The sequence below is a fragment of the Roseomonas aerilata DSM 19363 genome, assembly GCF_000711725.1.
Lineage (GTDB): Bacteria > Pseudomonadota > Alphaproteobacteria > Acetobacterales > Acetobacteraceae > Roseomonas > Roseomonas aerilata.
Window position 1 is genome coordinate 580,265 of the sequence record NZ_JONP01000001.1, and the last position, 18,492, is coordinate 598,756.

Below are 18,492 nucleotides of genomic sequence, written 5' to 3' on the forward strand. Positions count from 1 at the left end.
TAATCCCCTGATGTTCCCGAAGTTCAGCCCTGCCCGCGCGACGATCCCGGCCCTGGTGGTGGGCCTGCTCGCGGTCCTGCTCATCCTCTACACTTGGCGGCTGCCGCCCTTCACCTCCTCGGTCCAGACGACTGATGATGCCTATGTGCGCGGCCTCGTCACGGTGGTGAGCCCGCAGGTCGCGGGCTACATCGTCGATATCCCGGTGCGCGACTACGCCGAGGTGCGCGAGGGCGCGCTCCTCGCCCGGATCGACGACCGCATTTTCCAGCAGCGCCTCGCGCAGGCGCGCGCGCAGCTCTCCACCGCCCAGGCGGCGCTCGCCAACCTCGACGTGCAGCGCCGGACGAAGGAGGCCAGCATCGAGGTCTCCCGCGCCGGAATCGAGAACGCCCAGGCCGTGCTCACCAAGGCGCAAGCCGATGAGCGCCGGATCGCTCCACTGATCGAGGCGAACATCCAGTCCCGCGCCCAGGGCGACCAGGTGCGCGCGGCCCTCCGGCAGGCCGAGGCCGGCCTCGCCCAGTCCCAGGCCTCCGAAACCGTCGCCCAGCAGTCCCTCGCCGAAACCCTGGCGACGCGCCCCGGCCTTGAGGCGGCTGTGCAGAACGCCGAGGCCGCGGTTCATCTCACGGAGATTGACCTGCAGAACACCCGCATCCTCGCGCCGGGCAATGGGCGCCTGGGCGAGGTGGGCGCCCGCGTCGGGCAGTACGTGACCGCCGGCACGCAGATCACCTCCCTCGTGCCCGAGCTGCGCTGGGTGGTAGCCAACTACAAGGAGACCCAGCTCGCGGGCATGCAGGTGGGTCAGCCCGTCACCTTCCAGGTGGACGCCCTCCAGGGTGCGCAGCTCGCCGGGCGGGTGGAGCGCTTCTCCCCGGCCACGGGCTCCGAGTTCAGCGTCATCCGTGCCGACAACGCCACCGGCAACTTCACCAAGGTGGCCCAGCGCCTGCCCGTGCGGATCGCCATCGATGCCGGCCAGCCCCTGGCGGACCGCTTGGCACCGGGCATGTCCGTGGTGGTGCGCATCGACACGGCGAGCGCGCCGGCTCCCGCTGGGCCGGCCATGGCTCAGGATTGAGCGTGAGGCCGGCTCTGGCTGCTCCTGGAGAGGGCTCTGCCCTCTCCAGGCCTCACCCGCCAAGGGCCTGAGGCCCTTGGATCCCCGGCTGACTGGCGCGGATGCGGTGGTCGAGGGCCGACTTCTTCTTCTGACCCCCTTCCTGCCTTTAGAGGCACGTCACCCTTCAAACCCTTCAAGTCGAAGAAAAAGATGATGGTGAGGGGGCTGGGGAGAGGAAGCATTCCTTCTTCCTTTCCCCAGCGTCACCAGCGCCGAAGGATCAAAGAAAGCGCGCCCGAAGATCGACGCTGTCGCGCTGACCAAGGGCGTCGCGGTTCTCCTGCAGCCAGCTCTCGGCAGCAGCGCGGCCGTTCTCCCGCAGGCTGGTCAGGAACTCCCAGTCACCGTTGTATTTGCTGCTCATCCCGAGCTTTCTCATCCGCTCCTCGTCCTCGATGAGGTGGACGAAGAGGCGCTGGTAGCGCGGCGGCTTGAGCACGCCCTGCTCGACGAGGCGCTGCACGAACTCGATGGCCCTCATCTCGTACATGAGCGAGGCGTTGAAGCTGATCTCGTTCACCCGCGTGTTGATGTCCTGAACCGTCTGCGGGATGTCCGGGCGGTTCAGCGGGTTGATGCCGACGAGCACGATGTCCGGCGGCCCGCCGCTGTCGTAGAGCGGCCAGAGGGCCGGATTTCCCAGGAACCCGCCGTCCCAGAAGGCTTCGCCGTCGATCTCGACGGCGCGGAACAGGGCGGGAAGGCAGGCGGAGGCCAGCAGGGCATCCTGGGTGACCTCGTGGCGCGCGAAGACGCGCGGCTTGCCCGTCCGGACATTGGTGGCGGTGACGAAAAGGCGGGGCGCTTCCGGGTGAGCGCAGAGGACGCTCATGTCCAGCACCGCCTCGAGGACCTTCCTCAAGGGGTTCATGTTCAACGAAAAAGGATCAAGCTGATAGGGCGAGAAGGCGCGGGTGACGGCGTCGAAGGCCTGCCAGGCGAAGCCATTGCTGAGATCCGGCCCCCAGAGGATCCGCTCGAAAGGGTTGTTCCGAAGCGGGCTGAAGGCCGCCCGCGCGCCGATCTCGCCCCAGAGCTTGTCCAGCAGGGCCTGGGCCCCGGCGCGGCCGCCAGCAGCCATCCCCTGCACGAAGGCGGCGCCGTTGATCGCGCCGGCCGAGGTGCCGGAGATAGCGGCGACCTCGATGCTCTCCTCCTCCAGCAGGCGCAGCAGCACGCCCCAGGTGAAGGCGCCGTGGGTGCCGCCGCCCTGCAGGGCGAGGTTGATCCGCCGCGGCTGCTGAGGGCGCGCAACGGCCGGGGAGGCCGGCGTGCCCTCGATCGGCGGCAGTCCCTCCTCGCCGGCCCCCTCCGTGGTCAAGAGGCGGTCCAGGCGCCGTCGATAGAGAGGGCGGCGCCGTTCACCGCGCCGCTGTTCGGGCCGCAGAGATAGACCGCCATGCCGGCGACCTCCTCCACCTCGACCCAGCGCTTGCTCGGCTGCTTCTCCAGTAGGAAGTCGGTCAAGGCGACCTCCTCCGGAACGTTGTGCTGCTTGGCCAGCGGCGGGATCTGCGCCTCGGCAAGGGGCGTGCGGACGAAGCCGGGGCAGATGGCGTTGCAGGTCACGCCCGTGCGCGCGATCTCGATCCCGACCGTCTTGGTCAGCCCGACCACCCCGTGCTTCGCCGTGACATAGGCCGCCTTGAAGGGCGAGGCGACGAGGCCGTGGGCGGAGGCGATGTTGACGATCCGCCCCCAGTTGCGCGCCTTCATGCCGGGCAGCAGCGCCTTGATCGCGTGGAAGTTGGAGGAGAGGTTGATCGCGAGGATCGCGTCCCACTTCGCCTCCGGGAACTCCTCCACCGGGCTGGTGAACTGGATCCCCGCGTTGTTCACGAGGATATCGACCCTCCCGAGGGCGGCGGTGGCGTCCGCGCACATCCCGCGGACGGCGGCGGCGTCCGAGATGTCGGCGGCCGAATAGGGCGTCTCGCCGCCCTGGATGGCAGCGACCTCGTCGCGCGCGGCTTTGATCGCCTCGGGCGTGCCGAAGCCGTGCAGCATCACCCGCGCCCCCTCCCGCGCGAAGGCGAGGGCGATGGAGAGGCCGATCCCGCTGGTGGAGCCGGTGACGAGAGCCGTGCGGCCCTCCAGGAGCTTGATCATGACCCAGGAATCCCGGTTCGTTGCGGCGCGAAGGTAAAGGCCTAAGGCAGCCGCTTCGCAATCCCTGCCAGCCAGCGCACTGCCGGGCGGGCGAGGTCGGGCGCGCGGTGTTCCAGCGCGGCGCGGGCGATGGCGGCGGAGAGGGTGGGGTGGGGCAGGGCGGCCGCCGCCAAGTCCGAGACCGGCCGGCCGAGCGCTAGGGCGAGCATCCCCGCCATCTCCAGCCCGCCCGGCGCGAGCAGCCCGGCGCCGGAGAGATGGCCGCGCCGGTCCACGCGAAGGGTCACAAGCCCCTCCGCGCCCTCGGCGGAGGCGCGGGCCGTGTCCGCCAGGGGCCAGCGGAGGGTCTCGTCGCCTTCCGAGGGAGCACCGATCTCCACGAGGGCGGGATCGGTGCGGATGGCCCGGACCGGCGCCGGCGGGTGGCTGGCTCCCGGCACGCGGAAGAGCATGCTGCGGGCGAGGATGCCGAGGTCGCCCGCGCCCGGGCGGCCGATGGCACCCCCCGCGGCCCAGACCCGGCGATTGCCGCCAACGCGCAGCCCGCCATCCACCGCCGGCACGGCGCCATCGATCCCGGCCGCCGCCAGGTCGAGCCCCACGAGATGCGGGCTGCGCCCAAGGGCGACGAGAAGATGCGAGCCCTCGAGCGCCGATCCATCCGAGAGGCGCAGCAGCACGCCATCCGCGGTTCGCTTCACGGAGGCGGGTTCCGCCCCGTCGATCAGCACCACGCTGTCCCGCTCCAGCGCCCTGGTGAGGCCGCGGGCAAGGTCCGGATCGGCCGCGGGGGCGATACGGGACGCGACGACGAAGGCGCGTGCGCCGAGGCGGGCGAAGGCCTGAGCCAGCTCCAGCCCTGGGCCCTCGCCGCCAAGCACGATCAGGTCGGAGGGAAGCGCCCCCAGCCCATGAGCCGTGTCGGCAGTGAGGTAGGGCACCGTCTCCAGCCCCTCAAGCGCCGGCACGACGGGGGAGGAACCAGTAGCGATGAGGGCGCGGCGGAAACGCCAGGCGCGGCCGGCGGCGGCCAGCGTGTCGGGCGAGTCGAAGCGGGCGGCGGCGCGGACGACCTCCACCCCCATGGCCTCGAAGCGCGCCTGGGTGGATTCCGGGGCGGCGTCGGCGGCGGCCTCGGCCATGCGCGCGCGGATAGCGGCCCAGTCCGGCACCGGCGCGCCGGCCGCGGTGCGGGCGGCCACCGCGCGCAGCGCCGCCTGGGCCACGGCGGGCTCCTCCGCCTCGCCGCCCATGGGGCCGCGTTCGAAAAGGGTCACGCGAAGGCCGAGGGCGGTGGCGAGGCCCGCGATGCCTCTCCCGGTCGGCCCCGCGCCGATCACGGCGATGTCCGTCTCTGCCATGCTGTTCCCATCCGGTGCGGCCGCAGGGATAACGCGGTTCTGTGGGAAGGATAGGGGGCCAGGGCGCAAGGCCGGCCCACGCTTTGGTTGACGCGGGAGCGGCCCTCTACCTATACACCGCCACCCGCGCCGGGCATCCCGCCGCGGCCGCCCGCGTCCGTGCCCGCTCAGCGGGGCGGTGGCCGGGAGGCCGGAAGATCGGAATGCCAGGCGGAAGCGGTCCGGTCCCGCCGGCCCGACGCGACACCACCACGCCGCCGCGCCCCGATCCAGGCCGGCCAGCACCCAGACGGAGCGACCTGCCGTGAAGCGTACCTATCAGCCCTCGAAGCTCGTCCGGAAGCGGCGCCACGGCTTCCGCTCCCGCATGGAGACGGTGGGCGGCCGCAAGGTCATCGCCAACCGCCGCTCCAAGGGCCGCGCGAAGCTCTCGGCCTGAGCGCCCCAAGGGTCCGGTAACCAGGGCTCCAAGGATGGGGCGCCGGCGATGGCGCCCCAGCGCGGTAAAGCCATGAAACTGCCCCGGATGAAGAAGCGGCGCGATTTCCTTCGCGCCGCCCAGCGCGGCAAGCGCGCCGCCCGGCCGGGGATGGTGATTCAGGCCCTGCCCGGGACGGGCGGCCCCCTGCGCCTGGGCTTCACCGTGACGAAGAAGGTAGGCAATGCCGTGGTGCGCAACCGCACCAAGCGCCGCCTGCGCGAGGCGGCCCGCCTCGTCCTCGGCGCCGAGCCGCCGGCGGGATGGGACGTCGTGCTGATCGGCCGCGATGAGACCCGTGGCCGCCCGTTCACCCAGTTGCAGGGCGACCTGCGCGGGGCGCTCCGCCAAGTGGGCGTGATGCCCGGGAACGCCGCCTCGGCTCCGCCCGGCGCCGCCCCATGACCGCACGATCGATCGACCCCGTCGCCGAGGCCTTGAAGCTCGGCATACGGGCCTACCAGTTCACGCTGCGCCCCTTCATCGGCGCCAACTGCCGCTTCCATCCCCATTGCAGCGCCTACGGCATCGAGGCCCTGTCCGAGCACGGCGCGCTGCGCGGCAGCGCCCTGACAGCCCGGCGGATCCTCCGCTGCAATCCCTGGAACCCCGGCGGCTACGACCCCGTGCCCCCTCCGAAGAAGACCTGAACGCCGGATCCGATGGACAACAAGCGACTTCTCGCGGCGATCGCGATCTCGATCGGCATCCTGCTGATGTTCGACCTCTGGCAGCGTCCGGCGCGGGAGGCGCAGCGCCAGGCCGCGCAGAACGTCCAGCAGTCCCAGACGAGCAGCGTGCCGCTGCCCCAGGCGAACACGGCGCTGAACCCGGCGGGGGTGGCCAGCACCGGCGGCAATGACGGCGCGCCCACCACGCCCGCCCCGCGCCTGCGCATCGAGAGCGCCCGCGTCGAGGGCAGCGTGAACCTCCGCGGCGCGCGCCTGGACGACCTCGTGCTGCGCGACTACCGCGAGACGATCCAGCCCAACAGCCCGAACGTTCGCGTCCTCGCCCCCCGCGAGGACCCGGCGGCCTATTTCGCCCAGTGGGGCTGGACGGCCGCCGACGGCCGCACCGCCGTGCCCGGCCCGAACACCGACTGGACCGCCGAGGGCACGCTGACCCCGACCACCCCGCTCACGCTGCGCTGGAACAACGGGCAGGGGCAGCGCTTCGAGATCGCGCTCTCCCTCGACCAGAACTTCATGGTGACGGCCGAGCAGCGGGTGGTGAACACGGGCGCCGAGCCCGTGCAGGTGCTGCCCTGGGCTCGGGTGCGCCGCGAGCACACGCCCGTCGTCGCCGGTTACTACATCCTGCACGAGGGCTTCGTCGGCGTGCTCGACGGCCGCCTGCGCGAGACGAAGTATGCCGATGCCAAGACGGAGGCCGCGCGCCGCAACGGCGCCCCTGCGCTGGAGCAGGAGGGGGCTGGCGGCTGGGCGGGCTTCACCGACAAGTACTGGCTCGCGGCCCTCGCGCCCGTGGACCAGGCCGGTCGCGACCGCGCCGCCTTCCGCCACACGAGCGAGGGCGGGCAGGATCGCTGGCAGGTCGATTTCAGCCCCGTCGCGCCCGTCGCGGCCGCGCCCGGGGCGACGGCCGGCTTCGCCACCCGCCTCTTCGCGGGCGCGAAGGAGGTCCACCTTCTGGACTCCTACACCTCGGGCCTCGGCATCACCGACTTCGACAAGGCGATCGACTTCGGCTGGTTCTATTACATCACCAAGCCGTTCTTCTATGGGCTGGACTGGCTGTTTAAGCTGACCGGCAACTTCGGCGTGGCGATCCTTCTCTTTACGGTCGCCCTCAAGATCCTGTTCTTCCCGCTGGCCAACAAGTCCTACAAGTCCATGGCGCGGATGAAGACGCTCGGCCCGAAGATGCAGGAGCTGAAGGAGCGCAACAAGGACGACCCTGCGAAGATGCAGCAGGAGATGATGGCGCTCTACAAGGCCGAGAAGATCAACCCGGCCGCGGGCTGCCTGCCGATCCTGCTGCAGATCCCGATCTTCTTCTCGCTCTACAAGGTGCTCTTCGTGACCATCGAGATGCGGCACGCGCCCTTCTTCGGCTGGATTCGCGACCTCTCGGCGCCCGACCCGACGAACCTCTTCACGCTCTTCGGGCTGATCCCCTGGGAGGCGCCGGCCTTCCTGCACATGCCGGCCTGGGCGATCATCATGGGCATCACGATGTGGATTCAGTTCAAGCTGAACCCGACGCCGCCCGACCCGATCCAGGCGAAGCTCTTCGGCTTCATGCCGATCATCTTCACCTTCATGCTGGCGAGCTTCCCCGCGGGCCTCGTGATCTACTGGTCCTGGAACAACCTCCTCTCGGTGGCCCAACAGTACTACATCGGCCGCGAGGACCGGATCGCGCGGGCCAACGAGAAGGCTCTGGCCCGGACGTGAGCGACGCACCGGCCAAGGAGCGGACCCCCGAGGAGGAGGCGCTGATGGAGGCCGGGCGGCTGCTCTTCGCCCGCCCCGTCCGCTTCTTCTTCGCGGCCCAGCAGCTGGAAGGCCTGCCCCCGACGGACGCGCCGGAGGTGGCCTTCTGCGGGCGCTCGAACGTGGGCAAGTCCTCGCTGATCAACGCGCTGGCGGGGCATCACGGCCTCGCCCGCGTTTCCCACACGCCCGGCCGCACCCGGCAGCTCAACTTCTTCATGGCCGGCGAGCCCGCGCCGGGCGACGCGCCGGGAAAGGGACCCTCCCGCCTCACGCTCGTGGATATGCCCGGCTACGGCTTCGCGGCCGCCAGCAAGCAGGTGAAGGCGGACTGGCAGGGACTGATGTTCAACTATCTCCGCGGCCGCCCGACCCTGCGCCGGGTCTTCCTGCTGATGGATGCGCGGATCGAGACGAAGGACGGCGACCGCGCCGCCATGGACCTGCTGGGCGAAGCCGCGGTTCCCTTCCAGATCGTGCTGACGAAGGCGGACGACGCGAAGCCTGCCTCCCGCCTCGCCAAACGGCAGGCCGAGATGGCCGAGATTGTGAGAAAGCGCGTCGCGGCGCACCCGGTGGTGCTGACCACCTCCTCCGCAAAGGGCGCGGGCATCCCCGAGCTGCGTGCCGCGCTGGCCGAGATCGCGCTGGCCGGCTGACCGCGCGCGGCCCGGCACGGGTTGACCGGCCCGTGGCCCGCCGCTTACCACCCCCGCCGCGGTTCGCGCCGCGCCGACACGCCTTCCTGGAACAGCTATGAACACCGACGCGCAAGACCAGATGGCCATTCTCGCCGGCGCGCTGCCCTATCTGAAGCGCTACGACGACCAGGTGGTGGTGGTGAAGTACGGCGGCCACGCCATGGGCGAGGAGGAGAGCGCGCTGCGCTTCGGCCGCGACATCGCGCTGCTGGAGCAGGTTGGCGTCAGCCCCGTGGTGGTGCACGGCGGCGGGCCGCAGATCAACGCCATGCTCAAGCGGCTGAACGTGCAGTCCACCTTCATCAACGGGCTGCGCGTGACCGACGCCCAGATGGTGGACGTGGTCGAGATGGTCCTCGCCGGCAGCGTCAACAAGCAGGTGGCCGAGGCGATCACGCGGGCAGGCGTCATTGCGGTAGGTATCTCCGGCAAGGACGGCAACCTCATCCGCGCGCGCAAGGCGCAGCGTACGGTCCGCGACCCCGGCAGCAACGTGGAGCGCGTGCTCGACCTCGGCTTCGTGGGCGAGCCTGAGCACGTGGACACGAAGGTCCTCAGCCTGCTGATGGGCGCCGATATCGTGCCGGTGGTCGCGCCCGTGGGCGTGGGCGAGGACGGGCAGACCTACAACATCAACGCGGATACCGCGGCAGGCGCCATCGCCGGGGCGCTGCGCGCCGCGCGGCTGCTGATGCTGACGGACGTGCCGGGCGTGCGCGGCCCGGACGGGGTGCATATCCCGGAGATGACGGTCGCCGAGGTCCGAGAGGGCATCCGCGCCGGCTGGATCTCGGCCGGCATGATCCCGAAGGTGGAGACCTGCATCTACGCGATCGAGCAGGGCGTGCAGGGCGCGGTTATCCTCGACGGCCGGGTGCCGCACGCGGTTCTGGCGGAGCTCTTCACCGCCGAGGGGCCCGGAACGCTCATCAAGCCCTGATCCCCGGCCCGCGGGTCAGGCGGCGCCGAGGAGATTGCCGACCAGCGCCTGCATGGCCGTGGGCTGCATCGCCCAGATGCCGCCAGGCAGGATGAGGAGTTCGTTCGGCTGGCTGCGCGTCAGCCGCATCTGGGCGAAAACGGCGGCGCTGGGCGAGAGTCCGGCCTTCCAGCAGAGGGCGACGAGCACCGGCGCCTCCCGCCGTTCCAGTGCCCGGATCACGGCGCCCGCGGGCAGGCCGCAGAGGGCCCCGAGGATGCGCCCGCACTCGTTCAGCGCGCCCTTGCGGGCTGCGGCGATGAAGCTTCCTTCATCGAGCCCGCCGGGCTCCGACAGCGCGGCGGCGTCCTCCTCCTCGGCCGGGCTGTACGCATGGGACCTGAATTCAGGCCGCGCCAGCAGCACGCGCAACGCCTCCTCCGCGAGAACACCCTGGAGACTCGTCAGGACCGCCGGGCTGAGCGCCGGGCGCCGGACCAGGGCGGCCTGCCAGGCCTTCTGGTCCGCGCAGCGCTCGGCAATGGCGAGCAGCGTCGCCTCCCGCAGCTTGGCGGTGGCGTTCGCCAGCAGGGCGGCGACCGATGGACCATCGGCGCGCGCCGCGATCGCGTCCGTAGGGGCTTCGGGAAGGTTCGGGCGGCGCGCGACCGCGGCCAGCGTCTCCGGCGCCGGCGGATCGGCGATGAGGACGAGAAGGTCCGTTTCCTCGAGCAGCGGGGAGCCGCGAATCACCGGCTCGGCCACCGCCATGGCGATGTCGTGGGCGAGGCGAAGCACCAGCGCGCGCGGCACGTCCGGCTGCTCCGCCACCAGCTCGGCCACCGCGGCGCGCACCGGCACGGCGTCATCGCGCACGAGGAGGAGGAGCGTGTCCCAATGCACCCGCCGGTTCCGGTCGGTCGCTTCCGGGTCGAGCATCGGGGAGAGGGCGGCGAGCTTGCGGGCCAGCACCCGGCGCACGCCGGGCTCGGCGTCCCGCGCCAGCACCTGGTCGGCGAGCGCGGGTGTGGCGGCGTTCGCCGCGATGGCCGCGCGCACGTTGGTCGCCGGGTCGTTGGCGAGAAAGAACAGCATCTCGGGCGGGGTATCGACCCGCTCCGCCAATCGCGCCCGGCCCATATCATCGAGGCGACGGGGCGCGAACGCCATCATGGCATCCATCAACGCCTCCAGTTTCCGGGCGCGTCCCGCCCGGAGAAGGTGACCCGCCCACGCGCAGGATGGCGCCCCTTGGATGAAGAAGGGATGAATCGGGCCTCGTTGACAGCGCCGCCCCGCCGGGCGAAGGGGGCCGCGCCCCGCATGCAGGACGAACCCATGGAACTCTCCGCCCTCCAGCCCCGCATCGAGGCGCTCTGGGAGCGCCGCGCGGACCTCTCCCCCGCGACCACTGGCGAGGACCGTGACGCGGTGGAGGCCGCGCTCGAGGCGCTCGACTCCGGCAAGGCGCGCGTAGCGGAGCCGGACGGGCAGGGCGGCTGGCGGGTCAACGGGTGGCTGAAGCAGGCGGTGCTGCTCTCCTTCCGCCTGGAGGACAGCGTCGTCACCGACGCCGCGGCCGGCGCCTACGACAAGGTGCCGCTGAAGTTCGCGGACTGGGGCGACAACCACTTCCGGGAAGCTGGCTTCCGCGCGGTGCCCGGCGCCGTGGTCCGCCGCTCCGCCTTCATCGCGCCCGGCGTCGTGCTGATGCCGAGCTTCGTGAACCTCGGCGCCTATGTGGACCGGAACACCATGGTCGATACCTGGACGACGGTCGGCTCCTGCGCGCAGATCGGGAAGAACTGCCACCTTTCCGGCGGCGTCGGCATCGGCGGCGTGCTGGAGCCGCTGCAGGCGAACCCGGTGGTGATCGAGGACGACTGCTTCATCGGCGCCCGCTCCGAGGTGGCCGAGGGCGTGATCGTCGAGCGGGGCGCGGTGCTCTCCATGGGCGTGTTCCTGGGCGCCTCCACAAAGATCATCGACCGCGCGACGGGCGAGGTCTTCGTCGGCCGCGTGCCCGCCTATTCCGTGGTGGTGCCAGGCACCCTGCCGGGCCGCCCGCTTCCGGACGGCACGCCCGGCCCGTCCCTCTACTGCGCGGTGATCGTGAAGCGCGTGGACGCCCGTACGCGGGAGAAGACCTCGATCAACGAGCTGCTGCGCGACTGATGGCGACCGACCCGCTCCCCCTCGCGCAGGCCCTCATCCGCTGCGCCTCCGTCACGCCCGCCGATGACGGGGCCATGGCGGTGCTGGAGGGGGCGCTGGCGCCGCTCGGCTTCGAACTCATGCGGCTCCGCTTCGGGGAGGTGGAAAACCTCTTTGCCATCCGCCGCTCCGGCGGGAACGGGCCGCACCTGTGCTTCGCCGGGCATACGGACGTGGTGCCGCCCGGCGAGGGCTGGCGGCACGGGCCCTTTGACGGCGCGGTGGAGGATGGCGTGCTCTACGGGCGCGGCGCGGTGGACATGAAGGGTGGCGTCGCCGCCTTCCTCGCCGCCGCGGCCGACGCGGTCGCCGACGGCACCGCGGACCGCGGCACTCTTTCTTTCCTCATCACCGGCGATGAGGAGGGGGTGGCGACCGATGGCACCACCCGCGTCCTCGACTGGATGGAGGAGAAGCGGATCATTCCCGACATGTGCCTGGTCGGCGAGCCGACCAGCCGGGCGCGGCTCGGGGACACGATCAAGGTCGGGCGGCGCGGCAGCGTCTCCGCCGAAATCATCGTGCACGGCACCCAGGGCCACGTCGCTTACCCCGATCGGGCGGACAACCCGATCCATCGCCTCGTCCGCGTGCTGCATCGCCTGACCGCAGCGCCGCTCGACGCCGGCACGGAGTGGTTCCAGCCGAGCACGCTGCAGGTGACGAGCGTCGATGTCGGCAATCTCACCGGGAACATCGTGCCGGCGCGCGCGGTGGCCCGGTTGAACATCCGCTTCAACGACACCCACAAGGCCGCGAGCCTGGAGGCCTGGATCCGCGGCATCCTGGCGGAGGAGGCGCCGCGGCACGAGGCATCCTTCTCCTCCTCCGGCGACGCCTTCCTGACGAAGCCCGGCCCTTTCGTCGAGGCGCTGCAGCGCGCGGTGCGGGCGGAAACCGGGGAGGAAGGCTTGCTGGATACCGGCGGCGGCACCTCCGATGCCCGCTTCATCACCCGCCTCTGCCCCGTGGCGGAGCTGGGCGCCGTCGGCACCACCATGCACAAGCTGGACGAGTGCACGCCGGTGGAGGAGCTGCGCCGCCTTTCCTCCCTCTACGGCGCCGTCATCCGGGAGTGCCTAGGCTGAGCGCCCCCGGGGTCAGCACGGAGGAGCAGGTCGCCGCCGGTGTCCGTGCGGCCGGGCTGCTCGCCATGGGGCGGGAGGAGGGGCTGCGCTATGCCCTGCTCTCGATGGAGGGCACCGCCCGGTCCTTCTGGGCCGGCGCCATCTGCCTGCTGCCCTTCCTGCTCATTCGATCGCTGGGCAACGATGCCCTTCTCGGCGCTGGCCTGCCGGTGGAGCTGATCGGCTACGTGCTGGGCTGGGTGGCCTTTCCGCTCGCCTCCCTCCTGCTGGTGGACGCCTCCGGCCGCGGGCCGCTCTGGCCTCTCTTCGTCGCCGCCTGGAACTGGGCGAACCTCGCACAGTACGCGGTGCTGTTGCTGAGCACGCTGCTCGGCTCGGTGCTGCCGCCGGCGCTGGCCGGCCTGCTGACCCTCGCCTCCTTCGCCTACGCGCTCTGGATGGAGTGGTTCGTCGCGCAGCGGGCGCTGCGGATCAGCGGCGTCCGCGCCGGACTCTTCGTGCTGCTCGACATCGGCCTCGGCCTGCTCATCGCAACCCTCGTCGGCCGCATCGGCGGCTAAGGATTCAGCGCCGGGCAGCGAGGCCCCGGCCGGCGAGCACCGCGCCCTCGCCGAAACGGGCGCGCAGCGACTCCATCGCGGCCCAGCGGGCAGCGCGACGTGGGGCCTCCGGGTCGGCCAGATCACCGTGATCGGCCGAGGCGGCCTCCACCAGCGGGGCCGCGCCGATGCCGATGAGGCGGAAGGGCGTGCCGTCCACCTCCCGCGCGAGGAGGGAGCGGGCGGTGGCGTAAAGGGTCTCCGGCACCGCGCTCGGCCCCGGCAGGCGCAGGTTGCGCGTGCGCTGGGCGAAGCGGGCGGTCTTGAGCTTCAGCACAACGCCGCCCGCCGCGAAGCCCTTCTCCCCGAGCCGGCGCGCGAGCTTCTCGCAGAGGCGCCAGAGGACTGGCTCCAGCTCCGGCAGGGTCGAGAGATCCCGCTCGAAGGTTGTCTCGGCGGAGATGGACTTCGTCTCCCGCTCCGGATTGACCGGGCGGCTGTCCTCTCCCCGCGCGCGGGCGACGAGGGTCGCGCCGTCCTCGCCGAAGCGGCGCATGGCCTCCCGCGGGTCCAGCGTCTGGAGCTGCCCGAGGGTGGCGTAGCCGAGCGCCGCGAGCTTCGCCGCGAAGGCGGGTCCGACACCGGGGAGGATCGTCACCGGTTCGGACGCAAGGAGGGAGGCGGCCTCCGCCGCGCCGATGCAGGCGAGACCGCGGGGCTTGTCCCGCTCGACCGCGATCTTTGCGAGCAGCCGGTTGGGGGCGAGGCCGATCGAGATGGTGACGCCTACCTCCCGCTCCACCCGCCGGGCGAAGCGGGCCAGGGCGACGGCGGGCGGCGCGCCGTGCAGGGCCTCGGTGCCGGAGAGGTCGAGCACGGCCTCGTCGATCGACATCGGCTGCACCAGCGGCGTCAGCTCTTCCATCAGCGCGCGGATCTGGCGGGAGGCCGCGACATATTTCGCGAAGTCCGGCTTGATGACCACCGCGTCCGGGCAGGCCTGCAGCGCCTTGAACATGGGCATGGCCGACTTCACCCCGCGCGTGCGGGCGACGTAGCAGGCGGTGGAGACGACGCCCCGCTGCCCGCCGCCGACGATCACCGGGCGGCTGGCCAGCTCCGGCCGGTCCCGCTTCTCGACGCTCGCGAAGAAGGCGTCGCAGTCGATATGGGCGATGGGAAGGGCGAACAACTCGGCATGGCGCGCGATCCGGGCCGAGCCGCAGGCGGTGCAGCGGCGCTGGTGGTCCTCGGGGCGCGCCAAACAGTCCCGGCAGAGGGAAGGCATGGCGCGATCATAGCACAGTGGCCGATTCGCCTCATGCGGCCCGTGCGAGTGGCGCCCGTGAAGGCAGGCTTCCTACCCCGGCGCCATCGGCCGGCCGGCGCTACCCCTTGTCCCAGAGGCGGGCCGCGCCGAACACGCCGGAGCTGTCCCCGTGCTTTGCCCGGACGAGGTTCACCTTCTTCGAATCGCCGAAGATCCAGGGGGCCATGAGGTCCGGCACATCGCGGTAGAGGTGCGCGTAGTTGGACACCCCGCCGCCGAGGACGATGACGTCGGGGTCCACGATGTTCACGATGAGGGCCAGGGCACGGGCAAGGCGGTCCGCGTGGCGGGCGAGGCCGGCCTGGGCCGCGGGATCGCCGGCCAGGGCGCGGGCCTCGACCTTGCCGGCATCGCGGTGGCCGGGCCCGTCCGTATCCTCGGCGATGGCGGGGCCGCAGAGGAAGGTTTCCAGGCAGCCGTTGCGGCCGCACCAGCAGGCCCGGCCGGGGAATTCCTCGGGGCGCATCCACGGCAGGGGGGTATGGCCCCACTCGCCGGCGACGCGGTTCAGGCCGTCCAGCGGGCGGCCATCCACCACCCAGCCGCCGCCGCAGCCGGTGCCGAGGATGGCGGCGAAGACCACGGGGTAGCCGGCGCCGGCGCCGTCCGCGGCCTCGCTCATGGCGAGGCAGTTGGCGTCGTTCATCACGCGCACCTCGCGGGAGAGGAGGGCACCGAGGTCCTTGTCCAGCGCCTGGCCGTTGAGCGCCTGGGTGTTGCCGTTGCGGACGAGGCCCGTGCGCGGATTGATGCTGCCGGGAATGCCGACGCCGACCGTTCCGGTCTCGCCCAGCTCCGCCTCGGCTTCGCGCACAAGGCGGGCGATCGTTTCGATGATCGCCTGATATCCCTGGCCGGTGGGCACGCGGCGGCGCAGCAGCACCTCGCCCCCGGGATCGAGCGCCACGATCTCCGTCTTGGTTCCGCCGAGGTCCACGCCGAGCTTGATTGCCATTCCCGATGAATGCCGGGGCGGCGCCGCCGCGTCCAGCGGGGGCGCGTTCACGGCCGCGTCGCTCGCGACCCTGGACTTGTGAGGGCCGCGGTGGTGGATTGGCCGGCCCCATGGCAACGCCTCCCACCAGCCCGGTACCGGGCCCCAAGCGCCCCTCCAGCACGGCCGCGAAGGCGGGCGGGGGGGAGAACCTGCTGGATGTGCAGGGCCTGACCTGCCCACTGCCGGTGTTGAAGGCGAACAAGGCACTGCGCGCCCTGCCGCCGGGCGCGCGGCTGACGGTGCTGGCGACGGATGCGGCGAGCGTCGCCGATTTCCAGGCCTTCTGCCGCGAGACCGGCCACGCGCTGGTCTCCTTCAGCGAGAGCGACGGGGTTTATAGCTACACGCTCCGCAAGCGGGACGCCGAACCGACCGCGAAGGGGGAAGGCTGATGCTGCTTCTCACGCATCCGGCCTGCCTCAAGCACGACAACGGCCCTGGCCATCCGGAATGCCCGGATCGGCTGCGGGCCGTGATGCAGGCGCTGGAGGCGCAGGAGTTCTCCACCCTCGTCCGCGCCTCCGCGCCGGAGGCGACGCGGGAACAGCTCTTGCGCGTGCATCCCGCGGACCATGTTGACCGCATCCTCCTCACCCGTCCGGCCGAGGGGCAGCGGATCCATCTCGACGCCGACACCTCCGTGAATGCCTATTCGGCCGAGGCCGCGCTGCGCGCCGCCGGCGCCGGGGTCGAAGCGGTGGACAGCGTCATGCGCGGCGAGTTCCCGCGCGCCTTCTGCGCCGTGCGCCCGCCCGGGCATCACGCGGAGCCCGACACGCCCATGGGCTTCTGCCTCTTCGCCAACGCCGCCATCGCGGCGCGGCACGCCCAGGCGGCGCACGGGGTGGCGCGGGTCGCGGTGCTCGACTTCGACGTCCACCACGGCAACGGCACCCAGGCGGCCTTCTGGGACGAGCCCTCGCTGATGCTCGCCTCCTCCCACCAGATGCCGCTCTATCCCGGCACCGGCGGGGCCTCGGAGACCGGGAGGGGCAACATCCTCAACGCGCCGCTCGATCCCGGCACGGACGGCGTCTGGTTCCGGCGGATCTGGGAGCGGGAGATCCTGCCGGCGGTGGAGGCCTTCGCGCCCGGCCTGATCATCATCTCCGCCGGCTTCGACGCCCACCGGGCCGATCCGCTCGCCAATCTCCGGCTTGTGGAGGGGGATTTCGCCTGGGTGACCGGGGCGATCTGCGATCTCGCGGGCCGCGTCTGCGGCGGGCGGGTGGTCTCCATGCTGGAAGGGGGCTACGACCTCCCCGCGCTCGGACGCTCCACGGCGGCCCATGTCCGCGCCCTGATGCATGCCTGACCACCGGAATTCCCGATGACCCAATCCACCCCCCCCGAGGTTGAGAGCCTCTCCTTCGAGGAGGCGATGAACGAGCTGGAAGCGATCGTCCGACGCCTGGAAGGCGGGCAGGCGAAGCTGGAGGAGGCGATGGACTCCTACGCCCGCGGCACCGCCCTTCGCGCCCATTGCGACCGCAAGCTGGCCGAGGCCGAGGCCCGCGTGCAGGCCCTGGTACCCGGTGCTGCTGGCCCGACCCTGAGGGACGTGGAATGAGCGCGATAGCGGGCACCGATCTGGCCGAGGATGCCAGGCTGAAGGCGGCACTCACCGCCGCCGCTTCCGAGGTGGACGAGGCGCTGGACGCCCTCCTCCCCGCCGAGGAAGGGGACGAGCGCGCCCTGTTCGCGGCCATGCGCTACGCCTGCATGGGCGGCGGCAAGAAGATGCGGGCTTTCCTGGTGCTGGAATCCGCACGCCAGTTCGGGGTGGCACCGCAATCCGCGCTGCGGGCCGCGGCGGCGGTGGAGATGCTGCACGCCTATTCCCTCGTGCACGATGACCTGCCGGCGATGGACAACGACGACCTCCGCCGCGGCAAGCCGACCGTCCACCGCGCCTGGGACGAGGCGACGGCGATCCTGGTGGGCGACGCGTTGCAGTCCCAGGCCTTCGTGGTGCTGGCCGCCCCCGAGACGCACTCGGACCCGGCCGTGCGGGCCGAGCTGTGCCTTCACCTGGCCCTGGCGGCCGGGCCGCGGGGCATGGTCGGCGGGCAGATGCTGGACATGATGGCGGAGAAGGCGACCACCCCGTTGGACGAGGCGGCGGTTGGCCGGTTGCAGCTTCTCAAGACCGGGCGGCTGATCGAGTTCTCGGCCGAGGCGGGAGCCATTCTCGGCAAGGCCGGGGCCCATCAGCGCCAGTGCCTCGCGGCCTATGGGCGCGAGGTCGGCGCGGCCTTCCAGATCGCCGACGACTTGCTGGACCTCACCGCGACGCCCGAGGAGGCCGGCAAGGCCACGGGCAAGGACGCGGGCGCGGGCAAGGCCACGCTTCTCTCGCTGCTCGGGCCGGAGCGCGCGCGCGCGCAGGCGGAGCGGCTGGTGGACCAAGCCGTGACGCATCTCGACAATTTCGACGACCGTGCGGACCTGTTGCGCGCCCTCGCGTCGCACGTGGTTCGGCGCAAGAACTAGAACGCCTAGGAAAGTCTCGATGTCTATGTCACGCCCTCGGACGCCATTGTTGGATCGCGTGTTGGTACCGTCCGACATGCGGAACCTGTCGGCCGAGCAGTTGCGTCAGCTGGCCGATGAGTTGCGGGCGGAGACGGTGGAGGTGGTTTCGACCACGGGGGGGCATCTCGGGGCGAGCCTTGGGGTGGTGGAGCTGACGGTGGCGCTGCACGCCATCTTCGACACGCCCAACGACCGGCTGATCTGGGATGTCGGGCACCAGGCCTACCCGCACAAGATCCTCACCGGCCGGCGGGACCGCATGCGCACGCTCCGCCAGGGGGGCGGGTTGTCCGGCTTCACCCGGCGCGCGGAGAGCGAGTACGACCCGTTCGGCGCCGCGCACTCCTCCACCTCGATCTCGGCCGGGCTCGGCATGGCGGTCGCGCGCGACCTGCTGGGGGCGCAAGGCGGGGGCGGGGTGCCGCTGCCGGGCGGCGGGGCCGCGCCCGACCGGTCCTCCCAGGCGGTGATCGCGGTGATCGGCGACGGCGCCATGTCGGCGGGCATGGCCTACGAGGCGATGAACAACGCGGGCGCGATGAGGTCGCGCCTGATCGTCGTGCTCAACGACAACGACATGTCCATCGCCCGGCCCGTGGGCGCCATGTCGGCCTACCTGTCGCGCCTCATCTC

At 71.7% G+C, this 18,492-nt stretch carries 21 protein-coding genes; 15 read left to right on the forward strand and 6 right to left on the reverse strand.

All coding sequences use genetic code 11. From position 1 onward, the window contains the following. Positions 1-10 precede the first annotated feature (10 nt). Positions 11-1,087: an HlyD family secretion protein gene (locus tag BO39_RS02785; protein ID WP_043829557.1), complete on the forward strand. Its 1,077-nt coding sequence runs from the start codon at positions 11-13 to the stop codon at positions 1,085-1,087. 262 nt (positions 1,088-1,349) lie between these two features. On the opposite strand, the gene BO39_RS02790 is transcribed toward BO39_RS02785, so the two are convergent. Genes BO39_RS02790 through BO39_RS02800 form a run of 3 tightly spaced genes read right to left on the reverse strand, consistent with a single transcriptional unit; the run spans position 1,350 to position 4,599 of the window. Continuing rightward, positions 1,350-2,450: a patatin-like phospholipase family protein gene (locus BO39_RS02790; RefSeq protein WP_245614901.1), complete on the reverse strand. Its 1,101-nt coding sequence runs from the start codon at positions 2,448-2,450 to the stop codon at positions 1,350-1,352. After that, positions 2,447-3,238 (reverse strand): 3-hydroxybutyrate dehydrogenase, encoded by a 792-nt coding sequence (locus tag BO39_RS02795; RefSeq protein ID WP_043829559.1) that lies wholly within the window; start codon positions 3,236-3,238, stop codon positions 2,447-2,449. Before BO39_RS02795 ends, BO39_RS02790 begins: the two co-directional genes overlap by 4 nt. A 41-nt stretch (positions 3,239-3,279) precedes the next feature. Continuing rightward, positions 3,280-4,599, reverse strand: a complete 1,320-nt coding sequence (locus BO39_RS02800) for an FAD-dependent oxidoreductase (RefSeq protein ID WP_052401349.1) — start codon at positions 4,597-4,599, stop codon at positions 3,280-3,282. A 304-nt stretch (positions 4,600-4,903) separates the two neighbouring features. Between BO39_RS02800 and rpmH the strand changes: the two genes are divergently transcribed. From rpmH to argB, 6 genes are all read left to right on the forward strand, one after another. Then, positions 4,904-5,038 (forward strand): 50S ribosomal protein L34, encoded by a 135-nt coding sequence (rpmH, locus tag BO39_RS02805; protein WP_043829560.1) that lies wholly within the window; start codon positions 4,904-4,906, stop codon positions 5,036-5,038. Between the two features lie 72 nt (positions 5,039-5,110). Further along, positions 5,111-5,482 (forward strand): ribonuclease P protein component, encoded by a 372-nt coding sequence (gene rnpA / locus BO39_RS02810; RefSeq protein WP_084697802.1) that lies wholly within the window; start codon positions 5,111-5,113, stop codon positions 5,480-5,482. Continuing rightward, complete coding sequence (yidD, locus tag BO39_RS02815; protein ID WP_408735154.1) at positions 5,479-5,727, forward strand: membrane protein insertion efficiency factor YidD; 249 nt, start codon at positions 5,479-5,481, stop codon at positions 5,725-5,727. The genes rnpA and yidD overlap by 4 nt, the downstream gene beginning before the upstream one ends. Before the next feature lie 12 nt (positions 5,728-5,739). Next, positions 5,740-7,497 carry a membrane protein insertase YidC gene (gene yidC, locus BO39_RS02820; RefSeq protein ID WP_043829562.1) on the forward strand — a complete coding sequence of 586 codons (1,758 nt, stop codon included), beginning with the start codon at positions 5,740-5,742 and terminating at the stop codon, positions 7,495-7,497. Continuing rightward, positions 7,494-8,195, forward strand: coding sequence for a ribosome biogenesis GTP-binding protein YihA/YsxC (yihA, locus tag BO39_RS02825; protein WP_043829563.1), 702 nt, complete (start codon positions 7,494-7,496; stop codon positions 8,193-8,195). The genes yidC and yihA overlap by 4 nt, the downstream gene beginning before the upstream one ends. A gap of 97 nt (positions 8,196-8,292) precedes the next feature. Further along, the gene (argB, locus tag BO39_RS02830; RefSeq protein WP_043829564.1) at positions 8,293-9,177 is read left to right on the forward strand and encodes an acetylglutamate kinase; all 885 of its coding nucleotides are present in this window, start codon (positions 8,293-8,295) and stop codon (positions 9,175-9,177) included. Between the two features lie 15 nt (positions 9,178-9,192). On the opposite strand, the gene BO39_RS02835 is transcribed toward argB, so the two are convergent. Further along, complete coding sequence (locus BO39_RS02835) at positions 9,193-10,329, reverse strand: DUF2336 domain-containing protein (protein WP_169742718.1); 1,137 nt, start codon at positions 10,327-10,329, stop codon at positions 9,193-9,195. Between the two features lie 165 nt (positions 10,330-10,494). On the opposite strand from BO39_RS02835, the gene dapD reads away from it, so the two are divergent. Genes dapD through BO39_RS02850 form a run of 3 tightly spaced genes read left to right on the forward strand, consistent with a single transcriptional unit; the run spans position 10,495 to position 13,018 of the window. Beyond that, positions 10,495-11,331: a 2,3,4,5-tetrahydropyridine-2,6-dicarboxylate N-succinyltransferase gene (dapD, locus tag BO39_RS02840; RefSeq protein WP_043829942.1), complete on the forward strand. Its 837-nt coding sequence runs from the start codon at positions 10,495-10,497 to the stop codon at positions 11,329-11,331. Further along, on the forward strand, positions 11,331-12,458 hold the full coding sequence (gene dapE, locus BO39_RS02845) for a succinyl-diaminopimelate desuccinylase (RefSeq protein ID WP_043829568.1): 1,128 nt from the start codon (positions 11,331-11,333) through the stop codon (positions 12,456-12,458). The genes dapD and dapE overlap by 1 nt, the downstream gene beginning before the upstream one ends. Next, positions 12,446-13,018 carry a hypothetical protein gene (locus tag BO39_RS02850; protein WP_156963406.1) on the forward strand — a complete coding sequence of 191 codons (573 nt, stop codon included), beginning with the start codon at positions 12,446-12,448 and terminating at the stop codon, positions 13,016-13,018. The genes dapE and BO39_RS02850 overlap by 13 nt, the downstream gene beginning before the upstream one ends. Positions 13,019-13,022: 4 nt before the next feature. Here BO39_RS02850 and BO39_RS02855 read toward each other — a convergent pair whose 3' ends face one another. After that, a complete protein-coding gene (locus tag BO39_RS02855; protein WP_043829570.1) occupies positions 13,023-14,285 on the reverse strand; it encodes a DNA polymerase IV in 1,263 nt (420 codons plus the stop codon). A 100-nt stretch (positions 14,286-14,385) separates the two neighbouring features. Continuing rightward, on the reverse strand, positions 14,386-15,282 hold the full coding sequence (locus BO39_RS02860; protein WP_043829571.1) for an ROK family protein: 897 nt from the start codon (positions 15,280-15,282) through the stop codon (positions 14,386-14,388). 191 nt (positions 15,283-15,473) lie between these two features. Between BO39_RS02860 and BO39_RS02865 the strand changes: the two genes are divergently transcribed. The 5 genes from BO39_RS02865 to BO39_RS02885 all read left to right on the forward strand — a co-directional run. Further along, the gene (locus tag BO39_RS02865; protein ID WP_043829944.1) at positions 15,474-15,716 is read left to right on the forward strand and encodes a sulfurtransferase TusA family protein; all 243 of its coding nucleotides are present in this window, start codon (positions 15,474-15,476) and stop codon (positions 15,714-15,716) included. Further along, positions 15,716-16,639: a histone deacetylase family protein gene (locus BO39_RS02870; protein ID WP_043829577.1), complete on the forward strand. Its 924-nt coding sequence runs from the start codon at positions 15,716-15,718 to the stop codon at positions 16,637-16,639. Before BO39_RS02865 ends, BO39_RS02870 begins: the two co-directional genes overlap by 1 nt. Positions 16,640-16,654: 15 nt before the next feature. Next, positions 16,655-16,894 (forward strand): exodeoxyribonuclease VII small subunit, encoded by a 240-nt coding sequence (locus BO39_RS02875; RefSeq protein ID WP_043829580.1) that lies wholly within the window; start codon positions 16,655-16,657, stop codon positions 16,892-16,894. Further along, on the forward strand, positions 16,891-17,817 hold the full coding sequence (locus tag BO39_RS02880) for a polyprenyl synthetase family protein (protein ID WP_043829583.1): 927 nt from the start codon (positions 16,891-16,893) through the stop codon (positions 17,815-17,817). The genes BO39_RS02875 and BO39_RS02880 overlap by 4 nt, the downstream gene beginning before the upstream one ends. Before the next feature lie 25 nt (positions 17,818-17,842). Then, a partial coding sequence (locus BO39_RS02885) for a 1-deoxy-D-xylulose-5-phosphate synthase N-terminal domain-containing protein (protein ID WP_281175521.1) occupies positions 17,843-18,492 on the forward strand: 650 nt, incomplete at its 3' end.